Genomic DNA, 14,064 nt, shown 5'->3' with positions numbered 1-14,064 from the left:
CGGCCCGGCGTCAGCCGGCCGCGCCGCCCTTCTGCCCCACGGCCATGATCGCCTTGAGGATCACCGACGTGATCTCCGCGGGGTCACTGACCTCGTAGCCCACTCCGCCCGTCGCCCCGGCGATCTCGTCCACCTCCTGCAGGTCCGCCTCCGGACCGATGGCGATGGCGATGATGGGCACCGGGGTGTTGGGATTGCTCAGCTGGTTCAGCTCGGAGATCAGATTGCTGCGCGTGATGCTGAACCGGTCCTGGTTCGAGCCGTCGGTGAGCACCACCAGCGCGTTGAACTTGTCCTTCACATACGTGTCCTGGGCCTTCTTGTAGACCGCGAGCGTGGTGTCGTACAGGCCGGTCGCGCCGTTGGGGACGGCGGCGAGGCCGTCGAAGGCCTCGGAGAGGCGGGCGCGCTGGGTGCCGGGCCTGCCCCCCGGACCGAGCGGGTCCGTGGGCACGACCTCGCGGTAGTCGTTCGGGCCGTCGAGCCCCGTCGCGAACTCCCACAGTCCGATCTCGTCCTCCGGTGTGAACTGGTCCAGCGCCTTCTGCAGCGCCTCCCTGGTGACGTCGAGCCGGGTCCGGGTGCCCCGCCCCGGCACCGGTGTCTGCATCGACCCCGAGACGTCGACGACCGTCGTGAGCCGGGCGCTCTGCACGGTGATGGTCCACATGCCGAGCGTCTGCTGGATCGCGTCGGCCGGGAGCGGATCGGCCGCCGCGCCCTCGGCCGCGAACGGCTGAGGAGCCCGGCCGCCCGCCGCGCGGACCAGCCGCGCGTCCACGGGCTTGTCCGGCACCCGGAACCCCTGCCGTGCGAGCGCCGTGCGCGAGCGCGGCTCGTCCAGCAGCGCCATGAAGCGGGTGGCCGCCCGGCTCTCGTCGGTGGACAGGTCGGTCTCGTCCACCAGCTCGTACGGGTAGTCCAGCATCGGGCTGCCGTCCTCGGGATAGAACAGCCGCAGGTCGGGGACGCCTTCGCCGGCCGACGCGTTGTACGCGAACGCGGCCTGCTCCGTCAGGAACACGGCCTGGTTGCGGGCCGGGTCACCGGCGGCCTCGCCCGCGTCCGCGCGTGCCAGGGTGCTCGCGGCCTCCGTGTCCGTGTCCGACATCCGCTGGGAGAGCAGTTTGGCCGTCGCCGCCACGCCGGTGTCCGCGTCCGGGTCCGTCCGTTGCGCGGAGCGGGAGACGCTCGTGAGCGCGAGCAGCCCGGTGGCGCTGCGGGCCGGATCGGCCGAGCCGAGGCGCACGTCGTCCGTCGCCGTGGCGGCGGCGGTGAGTTCCGCCCAGGTGTACGTCCTGCGGGGCCAGCCCAGCTGTGCGCCGGCCGACGGCACGGCGGCCAGGGTCACGGGCGTGCGGGCGACGTTGCCGGCGGGCGTGAGCGGCACGCCGTCGCCCGTGCTGCGGACGCGTTCGGCCCAGACCTCGGAATCCGGCAGCCAGACCTCGTAGTCGGGGCTGTTCGACCCCGTCGCGAGCAGGTCCGCCACCTCGTGGTTCTCACGGGAGACGACGTGCACGTCCATGCACTGGCCGTCGGACCTGACGCCCTCCTCACGGGCCCGTTCGGCGATCTCCTCGAGGGCGGGGGCGATGTCGGGGGACGCGGCCAGATCGATCCTGACGGCGGAGTCCCGGCAGGAACCCGCGAAGGAGAGCAGCCCGCTCTGCACGGCCGCCCCCGCCCCGGCGGCGACGCCGATCACGAGAGCGGTGGCGATGACGGTCGTGCGACGGCGCGCGCTTGGACGGGACCTGCCTCCCTCCGTCGCCTCGGCGTCGGGCAAGCTGTGACGTCCCATGCGGTGGTGCCCCTCCTTGTGCGGTGTGCAAGGAAAAAGGGGACCGCGTCATCGTGATGACGTGTGTCCCCCCGGCCTGTCGCGTGATCTTCGTACCTGCATTCGAGACCCTAGCGGGACGAGGATGAGGACGAGACGGGATTGGCGAACTGGAGGCAGTTGTGCAGGCGGAGCCGGGAGGCATGGCCGGATCTCTTCCCCGGGAGGACGTGCCGCAGAAGATCTTGCGGTCCGAGACGTGGCTCGTCCTCGCGCTGTCGCTGGGCGCGAGCGCGGTCTCGTCCCTGATCAGCTTTGTCGGGTCGCTGACGAAGCCAGGGGGGCTCAAGGACCAGGCCGCGATGCTGAACTCGTCGGCGGCCCCGGGGCGGCCGTGGCTCGATCTCGCCTGGCAGCTCTTCGGGATCACCACCGCTCTGGTGCCCGTGCTGCTCGTCGCGCACTTCCTGGTCCGGGAACGCGCCGGGCTCGGGGCGATCGGCTTCGACCGGAGCCGCCCGTGGTCGGACCTGGGCAGGGGCGCACTCGTGGCGGCGGGCATCGGAAGCGCCGGGCTGGCCTTCTACCTCATCGCGCGCGCCGCCGGCTTCAATCTCACCGTCGTGCCGGAAGCCCTGCCGGACGTGTGGTGGAAGTACCCGGTGCTGATCCTCTCGGCGATCCAGAACTCCGTGCTGGAGGAAGTGATCGTCGTCGGCTATCTGCTGCGCAGGCTGGGGCAGTTGGGGTGGTCGCCCACGGCCGCGCTGGCCGCGAGTTCGCTGCTGCGCGGCTCCTACCACCTCTACCAGGGGGTCGGCGGATTCGTCGGCAACATGGTGATGGGCGTGGTCTTCGTGCTCCTCTACCGCCGCTGGGGCCGAGTCGGTCCCTTGGTGGCGGCCCACGCGCTCCTCGACATCGTGGCCTTCGTCGGCTACGGGCTGCTGGCCGGTCATGTGTGCTGGCTGCCCACGCCGACGGGGCGCGAGAGCTGCTGACCCGGGGCGTACGGCACCGGCCGTACGCCCCGCGCCGTGTCAGGGCGCCGTCAGCAGCTCCCCGTCGATGACGGTCACGGCGCGGCCGGTGAGCAGTGTGCGCCGGCCGCGCAGCGCGGTGCGGACCAGGCCGGAGCGGGCGGACGCCTGGAGTCCGGTCAGCTCGTCGCGGCCCTGGCGTGCGGACCAGAACGGTGCGAGCGCGGTGTGCGCGCTGCCCGTGACCGGGTCCTCGTCGATGCCGAGGCGGGGGAAGAAGCCGCGTGACACGAAGTCGTACCCCGCCGACGGGTCGGCGGCCGCCGCGGTCGCGATGACGCCCCGCCCGGAGTGCGCCACCAGGGCCGCGAAGTCCGGGGTCAGGGAGCGGACCGTCGCCTCGTCGGTCAGCTCCACCAGCAGGTCGCCGACGTGCTCGCCGGTGTCGTGGGCGGAGAGGACCTCGGCGCCGAGTGCCTTGGCGATGCCGTCGGGAACGGGGACGGGGGTGAGCGGCGCGGTGGGGAAGTCGAGCGTGACGGCCGCGTCGTCGTGGGCGGTCGCGGTCAGGACGCCGCAGCGTGCGCTGAAGCGCACGGTGCCGCTCGCGGCGCCGGTGCTGTGCAGGACGTGGGCGGTGGCGAGGGTGGCGTGCCCGCACATGTCGACCTCGGCGACCGGCGTGAACCAGCGCAGCGCCCAGTCCGCCTCGCCCCCGCCGGGCAGCGGGTGGGCGAAGGCGGTCTCGGAGAGATTCACCTCCTTGGCCACGTTCTGGAGCCATGCGTCGTCGGGGAACGCGCCGGAGTCGAGCAGCAGGACTCCGGCGGGGTTGCCGGCGAAGGGGCGGTCGGTGAAGGCGTCGACGATTCGAATCCGCATGCCGTGACCGTAGGGCCCGCGTAAAGCCGCAGGCCAAGGCCAATCCGGGAGAGCTGGACCTGCCGGGCATTGTCATGCGACAGATTCCGATATATCGTTGACGCATCGCGACAGATCAACGATGGAAGGAGCGTAGCGATGCGTTCACATGGAAACGGTCAGGAAGGCGAACACGACCGAGGTCGTGGGCACTGCGGGCCCGGCCATCAGGGTCGGGGTGAACGGGAGGGCCGGCGCGCGGCGTTCGGGCCCTGGGGGCCTCCGTTCGGCGGGCCCTTCGGCGGCGGACGCGGGCGCGGCGGGGGCCGGGGGAGGGCGCGGCGCGGTGATGTGCGCGCCTCGATCCTGGCCCTGCTCAAGGACAGGCCGATGCACGGCTACGAGATGATCCAGGAGATCGGCGAGCGCAGCGGCGGGGCCTGGAAGCCCAGCCCCGGCTCGGTCTACCCGACGCTCCAGCTGCTCGAGGACGAGGGGCTGATCGTCTCCGAGAGCGAGGGCGGCAAGAAGCTGTTCACGCTCACGGACTCCGGTCGCGCCGAGGCCGAGACGGGGCCCGAGGCTCCGTGGGAGGAGGCCGGGCGCGGCGTCGACTGGGACACGGTCAACGAGATCCGCCAGGCCGGCTTCGGACTGATGGAGGCATTCGGCCAGGTCTGGAAGACGGGCAGCACCGAGCAGCGGCAGAAGGCCGTGGCCGTGATCAACGAGGCCCGCAAGAAGCTCTACCTGATCCTCGCCGACGAGCACTGAACCGCCCGCCGACGCCGTGGGGCCCCGCGCGAGGCCCCACGCGCGTGGTCAGGTGACCAGTCCGCCCAGCTTGCGCAGCGACTCGTTGAGCGCCGCCGTGGCCGAGTCCTTGAGCTTGCCGGCCATGAGGGAGACCGCCGCGCCCGTGAACTCGCCGTCGATGCGCACCGTCGTCGCCGAGCCGTCCGGGACGAGTTCGTAGCGCGTGCCGACGTCGACGGACATCGGCCCCTTGCCCCTGATGGCGAGCACCCGTTCCGTCTCCAACTCCTCGACGGTCCAGGTCACCTCGGCGGGGAAGCCCATCAGCTTCATGTTCTCCGCGAACGTGGCCCCCCTCTCCAGCGGCTCGGGGCCGCCCCTGGGGAAACTGGTGTGCGTGGCGTTCCAGCGGCCGTACGAGGCGAAGTCCGTCAGCTGGGCCCAGACCTTCGCCGCCGGCGCCTCGATGCGTGCCTCCGCGCTGACCTCGGCCATGCGGCCACCCCTTCCAGTCGGGTTACGGTGCCGCGGAACGTAGCTCCGGCTGCGCGAACATTCAATACTGACGACTCGTCAGATACGGCTGCCGGACCGGGACAAAGCGGCGCGCCGCCCGGAGGGGGAGTTGTCGCGATCTCATCCGTGAGGAGGAGAAACCGGCCAGGTGTGCCCAACCTCCGTGGGATGCGCAAATGCTCCCCGGCGGGGACGCTGCGGCCGTCGGCGCCTGATGAGGTGGGACCCGTGCAGAACCCCATGCCGCGGATTCCCCGGCAGCCCGCCCCCGTCCGTGCCGGGATCGAGGACTCGCTCACCGTCGAGCTGGCCTCGGTGGTCGCAGGTGCGCGCCGCAGGGCGCTGCGTGACGGTGACCGGCAGATCGACACGGCCCATCTGCTGCACTCGCTCCTGGAGTCGGACGCGCAGGTGCGGGCGGTGGTCGGCGACGCGGCACAGGTCGCCCGCGTCCTGGGCTACCTCGTGCAGCGCAGCATCGGATACGGACTGCGCTGGCAGAAATCGGTCGAGGGCTCCGGGGTGCTCCCGCTGGTGCGGGCGGCCGCCGTGCCCGGCTGGTCTCCGCCGGCCGCCGCCGCGATGACGGGCGCTCTGGACCGGGCGCAGATGCGCGGCGATCTGCGGGCGCGGGGCATCGACGTGCTCGCCTGCATCGTCATCGATCCCGAGTGCCGTGCCGCCGACGTCCTGCGCCGTGCGGGTGTCGACACGGCGCTGGTCGCCCAGCGGACCGCGGCAGCGTCTCGACATGTGTCACAGGGATGACGGTGCTGACGCACGCTGACATGATGGCCCGATGCGCACGTCTTCGGGAAGAAGCGCCGGCCTGGGAATCGCCCTCGGGTCGGCCTTCGCTTTCGGTGGGTCAGGAGTCGCGGCCAAGCCGCTGATCGAGGCGGGGCTCGACCCGCTCCATGTGGTGTGGCTGCGGGTGGCGGGCTCCGCCCTCGTCATGCTGCCGCTGGCCTGGCGTCATCGCGCCCTCGTACTGCGCAGGCCCGCGCTGCTCGCCGGCTTCGGCCTGCTGGCCGTCGCGGGCGTGCAGGCCTGTTACTTCGCGGCGATCTCCCGCATCCCCGTCGGTGTCGCGCTCCTCATCGAGTACCTGGCGCCGGCCCTCGTGCTCGGCTGGGTCCGCTTCGTGCAGCGGCGTCCGGTGACCCGCGCCGCGGTCGTGGGCGTCGTCCTCGCGGCCGCGGGACTCGCCTGTGTCGTCGAGGTGTGGGCCGGGCTGAGCTTCGACGTCCTCGGCCTGCTCCTCGCGCTCGGCGCCGCGTGCTGCCAGGTCGGCTACTTCGTGCTGTCCGACCAGGGGGGCGACAGCGACGACGCGCCCGACCCGCTCGGCGTCATCGCGTACGGCCTCCTCATCGGCGCGGCCGTGCTCACCCTCGTGGCCAGGCCCTGGGGCATGGACTGGTCACTGCTGGCGGACAGCGCCGGTATGAGCGGCACCCAGGTGCCCGCGGCACTGCTGCTCGGCTGGATCGTGCTGATCGCGACCGTGCTCGCGTACGTCACCGGCGTCGTCTCGGTGCGCATGCTCTCCCCGCAGGTGGCCGGTGTCGTGGCCTGCCTCGAGGCGGTCATCGCGACCGTGCTCGCCTGGGTGCTGCTCGGCCAGCACCTGTCCGCCCCGCAGATCGCCGGCGGCGCCGTGGTGCTGATCGGCGCGTTCATCGCCCAGTCGCAGGCGCCCAAGGCGCCGTCGGGACCGGTCGCCGAGGGGGGACGGGAAGCCGCCCGCGGCGCGGGGAGAGCCGGGGAGTTGTCCGCCGGACAGCCCGCGCCGTAGTGTGGCGATCATGCATTCGACCGTACTTCCGCCGCCTGCCGCCTAGCGCGGGCGGCCGTTTCCCGACGAGGACCGGGCTCGGGGTGTTCCCGAGCGGTTCGCCGCTGCCCGCGTGACGGAGCCGAGCGACCTTTCATCCCCTGTCCTCCACACGGAGAAGTCACGTGTCGAATTCCTCTGCAGCTCCTGTCGGCGTCCCCGTCGGACGGAGCCTCGTCTATCTCGTCTTCGCCGGCGTCGCCTGGGGCACCGCCGGTGCGGCGGCCTCCCTCGTCTTCGCGGTGAGCGACCTCGGTCCCCTCTCGCTGTCCTTCTGGCGCTGTGCGGGCGGACTCCTCCTGCTGCTCGGCGTCCTGGCCGTACGCGCCCGCAGGCGTGCGGCGGCTCCCGCCCCCTGCGCCGTCGCCGAGTCCCGCGGGCGCACATATCTGCGCATCGTCGGCACCGGCGTCGGGCTGACCCTCTTCCAGAGCGCGTACTTCGCGGCCGTCGAGGCGACCGGTCTCGCTGTGGGCACGGTCGTCACGCTCGGCGCGGGACCCGTTCTCATCGCCGTCGGCGCCCGGCTCACCATGGGCGAGCGCCTCGGGCGCGGCGGCACGCTCGCGGTGGCCGGAGCGCTCACCGGGCTCGGCGTCCTGGTGCTCGGCGGCGAGGGAGGCACCGTACGGCCCGTGGGCGTCCTGCTCGCCGTGCTGTCCGCCGCCGGGTACGCGGCGATCACCCTGCTGACGCGATGGCTGGGCCGGGAGGGCGGAGGCGGCGACTCGCTGTCGACGACGGCGTGGGCGTTCGCGGTCGGCGCCGTCGGCCTGCTGCCCATGGCGTTCGCCGAGGGGCTGTTGCCGCACACCGCGGACCCCGTCCGGGTGGTGTGGCTGCTCGTCTACGTCGCGGCCGTGCCCACGGCGCTCGCGTACGCGCTGTACTTCGCGGGCGCGGCCGTGGTCCGCGCCGCCACCGTCTCCGTGATCATGCTGCTGGAGCCGGTCAGCGCGGCCGTCATCGCGGTGACGCTGCTCGGCGAGCACCTGACGGTGGCGACGGTCGTCGGCACCCTGCTCCTGCTGACCGCCGTGGCCGGGCTCGCGGTGGCCGAGGCACGCGTCGCCGCCGTCCGCAGGCGGGCGATGGCCACGGTGTGAGCGACGGGGGCGGGGCGGCGCGGCCCCGCCTCCGGTCGCCGCACCCATACGTGTCAGCCGAGGGCGGCCAGGTAGTCCGGCAGGGCCACCGACTCCGCGAGGTCCGCCGACGGGACGGGGACGCCGTACACCGGAGCCACCGGGACGACACCGGCCCAGTGCGGGAGCGCCATGTCCTCGGGCTCGTCGTTCGGGCCGCCCGCGCGGGACTTGGCGGAGACCTCGGCGAGGTCGATACGGATCACGGCCGTCGCCGCCAGTTCCTTGGCGTTCGCCGGCCGTGAGTCCGCGGAGCGGCCCGTGACCGCGTGGTCGACCAGGGCGTCGAGGGCCATGCGCTTCTCGTCCTCGTCGGTGACCTGGTACGCCTTTCCGTGGATGACCGCCGAGCGGTAGTTGACGGAGTGGTGGAAGGCCGAGCGCGCCAGCACCAGGCCGTCGACGTGGGTGACCGTCAGGCACACGTCCAGGCCCGGGTCCTCCTGGCCCGCCATCCGCAGTGGCCGCGAACCGGTCGAACCGTGGACGTACAGGGTCTCGCCGACGCGCGCGTACAGGGTCGGGAGCACGACCGGCGCACCGTCCCGGACGAAGCCGAGGTGGCAGACGTAGGCGCTGTCGAGTATCGAGTGGACGAGCTCGCGGTCGTACGAGGCCCGGTCCCTGCCCCGGGTCGGAACCGTGCGGCCGGTCGGCTCGTACGCGGGGGCGGTGTCCGGCTGGGCGGTGTGCGGCATTGCGGGACTCCATTGCACTAGTGCATAATCGATTTTGTGCTAGAAGAGTATCGGATCACTGGACGGCGTGCATCGGAGATTGCCGCGAGCGTCGAGCGCGCGGTGGGCTCGGGCGACCTCGAACCGGGTCAACTGCTGCCTCCCATGCGGGAGTTGGCGACCGACCTCGGGGTCAATCCCAATACCGTGGCCGCCGCCTACCGCACCCTGCGCGAGCGCGGCGTCATCGAGACCGCTGGCCGGCGGGGGAGCCGAGTGCGCCCGCGCCCCGCGAGCACGCCCCGCAACGCCATCCGGGTCGAGGCGCCGCCCGGCGTGCGCGACCTCGGCGCGGGCAATCCCGACACCGCCCTCCTGCCGCCGCTCGACGAGGCGTTGGCCGTCGCCGCCCGTCACCACGCGGAGCACCCGACGCTCTACGGCCAGGGGCCGCTCGACGCCGAGTTCGCGCGCCTGGCCAGGGCCTCCCTCGACGCCGACGGCGTTCCCCACGGGCCGCTCGCCGCCACCTTCGGCGCGCTGGACGCCATCGAGCGCGTGCTGGCCGCCCACCTGAGGGCCGGAGACGCGGTGGCGGTCGAGGATCCGGGGTGGGGGAGTCTGCTCGACCTGGTCTCCGCCCTCGGACTCAAGGCACTGCCGGTCGGCCTGGACGACGACGGGCCGCTCCCCGCCGACGTCGAACGGGCCCTCGCGGCCGGGGCCCGCGCCGTCGTCGTCACCGACAGGGCGCAGAATCCCACCGGCGCGGTCCTGACGGCCGCACGAGCGGCGGAACTGCGGTCCGTGCTCGGCCGGTTCCCGCAGGTCCTCGTCGTCGAGGACGACCACGGGCACGCCATCGTCGACCAGCCGCTCCACCCCCTCGCCGGCGCCACCGCGCACTGGGCCTTCGTGCGCTCGGCGGCCAAGGCGTACGGGCCGGATCTGCGCGTCGCGGTCCTCACTGGTGACACCATCACCGTCGACCGGGTGCTGGGGCGCCTGGGGCTCGGCCCGGGCTGGGTCAGCACGCTGCTGCAGCGCGCGGTCGCCCACCTGTGGGCGTCGGGGGCGGTCGACGCCCGGGCCGTGGCCCGCGCGTACGGCGAACGGCGGGATGCGCTCATCGGGGCGCTGGCGCGCCGTGGTGTCCCGGCGAACGGGCGCAGCGGGATGAACGTGTGGGTGCCCGTGCCCGACGAGACCGGCACGGTGGCGCGGCTGCTGCACGCCGGGTGGGCCGTGGCCCCCGGGGCCCGGTTCCGGATGTCCGCGTCGCCGGGCGTGCGCATCACGGTCTCCTCGCTCACGCAGGCGGACATCGAGCCGATCGCGGCGGCGGTGGCCGCGGCGATCGGCCCGGTGCCGACGCGCAGTTACGGCTGAGCGGCGCAAGCCGGGGTGACGGCGGGCGAGGCCGCTTCCGGTGCGACGCCGGCCGGGGCCGGTGGGGCCGCTTCCGGGCTCGGTGCCGGCTCCGCGGCCGTGGCCGTACGCGCGCTCCTGGCGCGGCTCTGCGTGAGTGCTGCCCCCGCCAGCACGATCAGCGCGCCGACGGGCGTGTTCCAGGCGAGTTGTTCGCCCAGCAGTGTCACACCGGCCGCGGTGGCGATGACCGGGATGAAGTACGTGACCATCTGCGCCGTCGTCGGACCGACCTCGGCGACCAGCCCGTACTGCATCAGCAGCGCCAGTCCCGTCCCCAGCGCGCCGAGCGCGACGACGGCGAGCAGCGGCACGAGGGGGAACGAGGTCGGCACGCTGGTGAACAGCGGGGTGACGACACCCAGTTGGACGGTGGCGAGCCCGAGCTGAGCGCCGGTGAGCGACAGATGGGAGTGGCTCGACCCCGCGAGCGTACGGCGCACGTAGATCCAGCCGACCGGGTAGCTGAGGGAGGCGAGCAGCGCCATCGCCGTGCCGCGGACGTCGAGACCCGAGAAGCCCTGCCAGACGCCGAGGACCGTCAGCACACCGAGGAACCCGATCCCCAGTCCCGCCACCCGCCGCCGGGTCGGCCGGTCCTCGGACAGCGCGACCAGGGACAGCGCCATGCCCCACAGCGGCGACGTGGCGTTGCAGATGCCCGCGAGCGTCGAGGGGATCGTCAGCTCGGAGTAGGCGAAGAGGGAGAAGGGCAGCGCGTTGAGCAGGAATGCCGCGACGGCGAGATGGCCCCAGGTGCGCAGCCCGCGCGGCAGCCGCTCCCGCCGGAACGCCATGGCCGCGGCCAGGACGGCGGCGCCGAAGAAGAGCCGGCCGAAGGTGACCTGGAACGGCGCGTAGGCCCCCGTGCCGACCTTGATCAGAAGGAAGCTGAAGCCCCAGACCGTCGAGAGCACCGCGAACCGGATGCGCCAGTCGACGGCGTGGCGGCGGGAGGCAGGGGAGGGAAGGGACGGGCGGGCGCGGCCGGACGAGGCAGGCGCCGGGGCGGCGGTGGTCATGTACTCAACGATCCCGGCTTCGATCACTTAGGACAAGCGAGAAAACTTGGACCTATTCGCTTAGTATCGCTTACATGTTGAACCTGGAGCGCCTGCGCACCCTCGACGCCCTCGCCCGGCACGGTTCCGTGAGCGGCGCCGCCGACGGACTGCACGTGACGACCTCGGCCGTCTCCCAGCAGATGGCGAAGCTGGAGCGGGAGGTCGGTCAGCAACTGCTCGCCAAGAACGGGCGCGGGGTGCGCCTGACCGACGCCGGCAGGCTCCTCGCCGACCACGCCGCGCGCATCCTGTCCCAGGTGGAGCTGGCGCAGTCCGACATCGAGGCGCAGCGCGGACAGGTCGTGGGGGAGGTGCGGCTCGGCGCCTTCCCCACCGCTGCCCGCGGCCTGTTCCCCGCCGCCGTCGCCGCGCTGCGCGGCGACCACCCCGACCTGCGGGTGCAGACCCGCGAGCTGGAGCCCGAACTGGGCATCCGGGCGGTCATCCGCGGCGACCTCGATCTCGCGGTGGTCCTCGACTGGAGCAACAAGCGCCTGCCCGTGCCCGGCGGTCTCAGCCAGGCCCGGCTTCTCGACGACGTGCCCGATGTCGCCATGCCGGCCGGCCATCCCCTCGCGGACCGCGACGAGGTGGACCTGGAGGAGTTCGCGGACGACGAGTGGGTCTCCTGGCCCGAGGGGGAGTTCTGCCACGACTGGCTGGTGTTCACCCTGCGCGCCAAGGGGTTCGAGCCCCGGATCGCGCACCTCGCGGGCGAACACCACACCCAGCTGGCGCTCATCGCGGCCGGTCTCGGTGTGTGCGTCGCCCCCCGGCTCGGCCGGGGACCCGTGCCCGAGGGCGTCGCGCTCGTCCCCGTACGGCAGCGGATGCGCCGCCATGTGTACGCGGTGTGGCGCACCGACGCCGACCGCAGGCCGTCCATCAGGGCGGCCGTCGACGCGCTGCGCACGGCCGCGGGGTCAGAGGGCTGACAGTTTCCTGAAGTCCCAGGAGGCGATCGCATCGGGCGTCAGCCGCAGCCAGGCGTGCCGGCCGTCGTGCGGCATCGCCTCCAGGCCGAAGTTCTTGCGGGCGAACAAGGCCTCGGGCGCCGCCAGTTCGGGGCAGTCCGCGCCCGTTCGCGGGGCCTCGCCGACGAACACGGCGGTGCCCGCGAGTTCGACGCCCCTGAGCTCCCCGTACTCCTCGCCGTCGTCGACCACCACGGCGATGCGCGCGTCGCGGCGCAGATCGGCCCAGCGGCGGCTGCGGATCAGCGAGTACAACCACAGCGACGTGCCGTCCCAGGCGAACCACAGCGCGCTCACGTGCGGGCGGCCGTCCGCCGAGACGGTGGCCACCCGGCAGGTGCGCCGCTCGGCGAGGAAGGCGTCCAGCTCCTCGGGGGTCATCATGATGCGCCGGCCGCGGCGCTGGGTGACGGTCATCGGCATACCCCTCCCATGTTCTGACGGTGTGTCAGAAATCATGGCGCCGCTTCCTGCCTCGCGCAATGGCGGCTATTCTCGCGCGCCCCGGCACAGCGAGGAAGGGACACGCCATGGCGTCCAGGGACGAGCTCGCCGAACAGCTGGATCCCGCCACCACCGTGCTGCTCACCGTCGAGTGCCAGGAGGGCGTCGTCGGAGCCGGGAGCGCACTGCCCGAACTCGCGGCCCAGGCCCGTTCCTCCGGCGTGCTCCGCAACATCGCCCGTTTGGTGGGCGCGGCGCACGAGGCGGACGTTCAGGTGATGCACGCCGTCGCGGAGCGGCGGCCCGACGGGCGCGGAGCGAACGGCAACGCCCGGCTGTTCCGGTCCGCGGCCCGGCTCCCGGTGCAGCAGCACTGCGGCTCGGCCGCGGTCCGCGTCGCGTCGCCGATCACCGTGGCGGACGAGGACATCGTGGTCCGCAGGCTGCACGGCCTGTCTCCGGTGGCGGGCACCGGGGTCGATCCGGTGCTGCGCAACCTCGGCTGCCGCACCCTGGTCGTCACCGGCGTCTCGGCGAACATCGCCGTCCCGGCCGCCGTCTTCGACGCCGTCAACCTCGGCTACACCGTCGTCGTGGTGGCGGACGCCATCGCGGGGGTGCCCGCCGAGTACACCCCCGCGATGATCCGCAACACGCTGTCCCTGGTGGCGACGATCGCGACCACCGACACCGTGCTGTGTTGCTGGAAGCGGCCGCGCCGGGCCCTGCGCGCCTGACCTCGCGCACACCCCTGACCCGGCGGCGGCCGCCTCCCACGCGTGACCCCCGAGGCGGTTCCGGCGCCTGACCCCGTGCGCCGGAACCGGCCGAGTCACGCGAGCTTGATGGAGTCGCCTTCCACGGTGATCTCCGCCGGGGGCAGCGGCGCGGTCGCGGGACCCGCCTTGACGCTGCCGTCCGACGCGTCGAACGCGCTGTTGTGGCAGGGGCATGTGATGACCCCGTCCGCCACGTCCTTGACCGCGCAGCCCTGATGCGTGCACTTGGACGAGAACGCCTTGAACTCGCCCGCCCGGGGCTGCGTGATCACCACGTCCCCGACGACCTTGCCGCCGCCCTCCGGGATCTCGGTGGTCCGTGCGACGACCGAGCCGCCGCCCGTCCCGCCTGTGCCGCCCGTCGCCCCGGCGCTCTGGTCGGCGGGCTTGTCGGACACCGACCCGGCCGAGTCGTCCGAACCGCCGCAGGCGGTCAGGGCGACGGCGAGACCGGCGCCGCCCGCCGCGGCGACGACGGTACGACGCGCCACGGTCCGTGCGGTCCCCTGCGATCCGGTCATGTTGGCTCCCTCTCCACGGCCGGCCCTCTGTCGGCCGGTTCGTGATGGTGTACGGGCCATCCGCCGTCGATGTTCACCCCTTCCCCGGATTGTTGCGGGCCCATGCTCTGCGCGGTCAGCCTGCGGCGGTACGTCACGCTCCGGCGCGGGCGGTCCGGCCCGGGACGCGCCCTCGTCCGCCCAGCGCCATCGACGCCACGGACTCCACGTACACCTCGGGCCGCCTCGGCATCAACACCTTCAACGGCACCAGCGAATTCCAGGACGTCGACGTCTTCATCGAGTGACGAGCCGCGAGG

The 14,064-nt window shown here is 73.1% G+C and carries 16 protein-coding genes; 9 read left to right on the top strand and 7 right to left on the bottom strand.

All coding sequences use genetic code 11. The features are described from left to right. Positions 1 to 10: 10 nt before the first annotated feature. Positions 11 to 1,804 (bottom strand): substrate-binding domain-containing protein, encoded by a 1,794-nt coding sequence (locus tag HW130_RS29950; protein WP_177152896.1) that lies wholly within the window; start codon positions 1,802 to 1,804, stop codon positions 11 to 13. A 182-nt stretch (positions 1,805 to 1,986) separates the two neighbouring features. Here HW130_RS29950 and HW130_RS29945 point away from each other — a divergent pair, with 182 nt between their 5' ends. Beyond that, entirely contained in the window at positions 1,987 to 2,784 is a 798-nt protein-coding gene (locus HW130_RS29945; protein ID WP_177152895.1) for a CPBP family intramembrane glutamic endopeptidase, read from the top strand. A 39-nt stretch (positions 2,785 to 2,823) separates the two neighbouring features. Here the strand turns inward: HW130_RS29945 and HW130_RS29940 are convergent, their stop codons facing one another. Next, positions 2,824 to 3,645: a PhzF family phenazine biosynthesis protein gene (locus HW130_RS29940; protein ID WP_177152894.1), complete on the bottom strand. Its 822-nt coding sequence runs from the start codon at positions 3,643 to 3,645 to the stop codon at positions 2,824 to 2,826. Positions 3,646 to 3,783: 138 nt separating this feature from the next. Between HW130_RS29940 and HW130_RS29935 the strand changes: the two genes are divergently transcribed. Continuing rightward, positions 3,784 to 4,398, top strand: a complete 615-nt coding sequence (locus tag HW130_RS29935; RefSeq protein ID WP_177152893.1) for a PadR family transcriptional regulator — start codon at positions 3,784 to 3,786, stop codon at positions 4,396 to 4,398. A gap of 48 nt (positions 4,399 to 4,446) precedes the next feature. Here the strand turns inward: HW130_RS29935 and HW130_RS29930 are convergent, their stop codons facing one another. Next, complete coding sequence (locus HW130_RS29930) at positions 4,447 to 4,875, bottom strand: SRPBCC family protein (RefSeq protein ID WP_177152892.1); 429 nt, start codon at positions 4,873 to 4,875, stop codon at positions 4,447 to 4,449. A 249-nt stretch (positions 4,876 to 5,124) separates the two neighbouring features. On the opposite strand from HW130_RS29930, the gene HW130_RS29925 reads away from it, so the two are divergent. The 3 genes from HW130_RS29925 to HW130_RS29915 all read left to right on the top strand — a co-directional run bounded on the left by HW130_RS29925 (position 5,125) and on the right by HW130_RS29915 (position 7,839). Beyond that, positions 5,125 to 5,664, top strand: a complete 540-nt coding sequence (locus HW130_RS29925) for a Clp protease N-terminal domain-containing protein (protein ID WP_177152891.1) — start codon at positions 5,125 to 5,127, stop codon at positions 5,662 to 5,664. Between the two features lie 31 nt (positions 5,665 to 5,695). Continuing rightward, entirely contained in the window at positions 5,696 to 6,694 is a 999-nt protein-coding gene (locus HW130_RS29920) for a DMT family transporter (protein ID WP_177152890.1), read from the top strand. Positions 6,695 to 6,858: 164 nt separating this feature from the next. Beyond that, positions 6,859 to 7,839: a DMT family transporter gene (locus HW130_RS29915; RefSeq protein ID WP_177152889.1), complete on the top strand. Its 981-nt coding sequence runs from the start codon at positions 6,859 to 6,861 to the stop codon at positions 7,837 to 7,839. Between the two features lie 53 nt (positions 7,840 to 7,892). Here the strand turns inward: HW130_RS29915 and HW130_RS29910 are convergent, their stop codons facing one another. Continuing rightward, positions 7,893 to 8,576 (bottom strand): pyridoxamine 5'-phosphate oxidase family protein, encoded by a 684-nt coding sequence (locus HW130_RS29910; RefSeq protein WP_177152888.1) that lies wholly within the window; start codon positions 8,574 to 8,576, stop codon positions 7,893 to 7,895. Between the two features lie 36 nt (positions 8,577 to 8,612). On the opposite strand from HW130_RS29910, the gene HW130_RS29905 reads away from it, so the two are divergent. Beyond that, positions 8,613 to 9,944 carry an aminotransferase class I/II-fold pyridoxal phosphate-dependent enzyme gene (locus HW130_RS29905; RefSeq protein WP_177152887.1) on the top strand — a complete coding sequence of 444 codons (1,332 nt, stop codon included), beginning with the start codon at positions 8,613 to 8,615 and terminating at the stop codon, positions 9,942 to 9,944. Here HW130_RS29905 and HW130_RS29900 read toward each other — a convergent pair. Beyond that, entirely contained in the window at positions 9,935 to 11,005 is a 1,071-nt protein-coding gene (locus tag HW130_RS29900) for a DMT family transporter (protein ID WP_177152886.1), read from the bottom strand. The two genes, HW130_RS29905 and HW130_RS29900, sit on opposite strands and share 10 nt — an antisense overlap. 74 nt (positions 11,006 to 11,079) lie before the next feature. Here HW130_RS29900 and HW130_RS29895 point away from each other — a divergent pair, with 74 nt between their 5' ends. Continuing rightward, a complete protein-coding gene (locus HW130_RS29895) occupies positions 11,080 to 11,982 on the top strand; it encodes a LysR family transcriptional regulator (RefSeq protein WP_177152885.1) in 903 nt (300 codons plus the stop codon). Here HW130_RS29895 and HW130_RS29890 read toward each other — a convergent pair. Beyond that, positions 11,971 to 12,438 (bottom strand): pyridoxamine 5'-phosphate oxidase family protein, encoded by a 468-nt coding sequence (locus HW130_RS29890; protein ID WP_177152884.1) that lies wholly within the window; start codon positions 12,436 to 12,438, stop codon positions 11,971 to 11,973. The two genes, HW130_RS29895 and HW130_RS29890, sit on opposite strands and share 12 nt — an antisense overlap. Positions 12,439 to 12,551: 113 nt before the next feature. On the opposite strand from HW130_RS29890, the gene HW130_RS29885 reads away from it, so the two are divergent. Continuing rightward, positions 12,552 to 13,202 carry a cysteine hydrolase family protein gene (locus HW130_RS29885; protein ID WP_177152883.1) on the top strand — a complete coding sequence of 217 codons (651 nt, stop codon included), beginning with the start codon at positions 12,552 to 12,554 and terminating at the stop codon, positions 13,200 to 13,202. 95 nt (positions 13,203 to 13,297) lie between these two features. Here the strand turns inward: HW130_RS29885 and HW130_RS29880 are convergent, their stop codons facing one another. Beyond that, the gene (locus tag HW130_RS29880; protein WP_177152882.1) at positions 13,298 to 13,765 is read right to left on the bottom strand and encodes a Rieske (2Fe-2S) protein; all 468 of its coding nucleotides are present in this window, start codon (positions 13,763 to 13,765) and stop codon (positions 13,298 to 13,300) included. Between the two features lie 92 nt (positions 13,766 to 13,857). Between HW130_RS29880 and HW130_RS29875 the strand changes: the two genes are divergently transcribed. Continuing rightward, complete coding sequence (locus tag HW130_RS29875) at positions 13,858 to 14,052, top strand: hypothetical protein (RefSeq protein WP_177152881.1); 195 nt, start codon at positions 13,858 to 13,860, stop codon at positions 14,050 to 14,052. The last annotated feature ends 12 nt before the right edge of the window (positions 14,053 to 14,064 follow it).

This window comes from Streptomyces sp. PKU-EA00015, assembly GCF_013387495.1.
Lineage (GTDB): Bacteria > Actinomycetota > Actinomycetes > Streptomycetales > Streptomycetaceae > Streptomyces.
Note: the sequence above shows the minus strand (reverse complement) of the source record. Positions and strands in the feature narration are given on the sequence as shown.

What these genes read in the sequence shown, in the direction of transcription:
- HW130_RS29950 (WP_177152896.1), bottom strand. Translation starts at nt 1,804, where the DNA reads ATGGGACGTCACAGCTTGCCCGACGCCGAGGCGACGGAGGGAGGCAGG.
- HW130_RS29945 (WP_177152895.1), top strand. Translation starts at nt 1,987, where the DNA reads ATGGCCGGATCTCTTCCCCGGGAGGACGTGCCGCAGAAGATCTTGCGG.
- HW130_RS29940 (WP_177152894.1), bottom strand. Translation starts at nt 3,645, where the DNA reads ATGCGGATTCGAATCGTCGACGCCTTCACCGACCGCCCCTTCGCCGGC.
- HW130_RS29935 (WP_177152893.1), top strand. Translation starts at nt 3,784, where the DNA reads ATGCGTTCACATGGAAACGGTCAGGAAGGCGAACACGACCGAGGTCGT.
- HW130_RS29930 (WP_177152892.1), bottom strand. Translation starts at nt 4,875, where the DNA reads ATGGCCGAGGTCAGCGCGGAGGCACGCATCGAGGCGCCGGCGGCGAAG.
- HW130_RS29920 (WP_177152890.1), top strand. Translation starts at nt 5,696, where the DNA reads ATGCGCACGTCTTCGGGAAGAAGCGCCGGCCTGGGAATCGCCCTCGGG.
- HW130_RS29910 (WP_177152888.1), bottom strand. Translation starts at nt 8,576, where the DNA reads ATGCCGCACACCGCCCAGCCGGACACCGCCCCCGCGTACGAGCCGACC.
- HW130_RS29900 (WP_177152886.1), bottom strand. Translation starts at nt 11,005, where the DNA reads ATGACCACCGCCGCCCCGGCGCCTGCCTCGTCCGGCCGCGCCCGCCCG.
- HW130_RS29895 (WP_177152885.1), top strand. Translation starts at nt 11,080, where the DNA reads ATGTTGAACCTGGAGCGCCTGCGCACCCTCGACGCCCTCGCCCGGCAC.
- HW130_RS29890 (WP_177152884.1), bottom strand. Translation starts at nt 12,438, where the DNA reads ATGACCGTCACCCAGCGCCGCGGCCGGCGCATCATGATGACCCCCGAG.
- HW130_RS29885 (WP_177152883.1), top strand. Translation starts at nt 12,552, where the DNA reads ATGGCGTCCAGGGACGAGCTCGCCGAACAGCTGGATCCCGCCACCACC.
- HW130_RS29880 (WP_177152882.1), bottom strand. Translation starts at nt 13,765, where the DNA reads ATGACCGGATCGCAGGGGACCGCACGGACCGTGGCGCGTCGTACCGTC.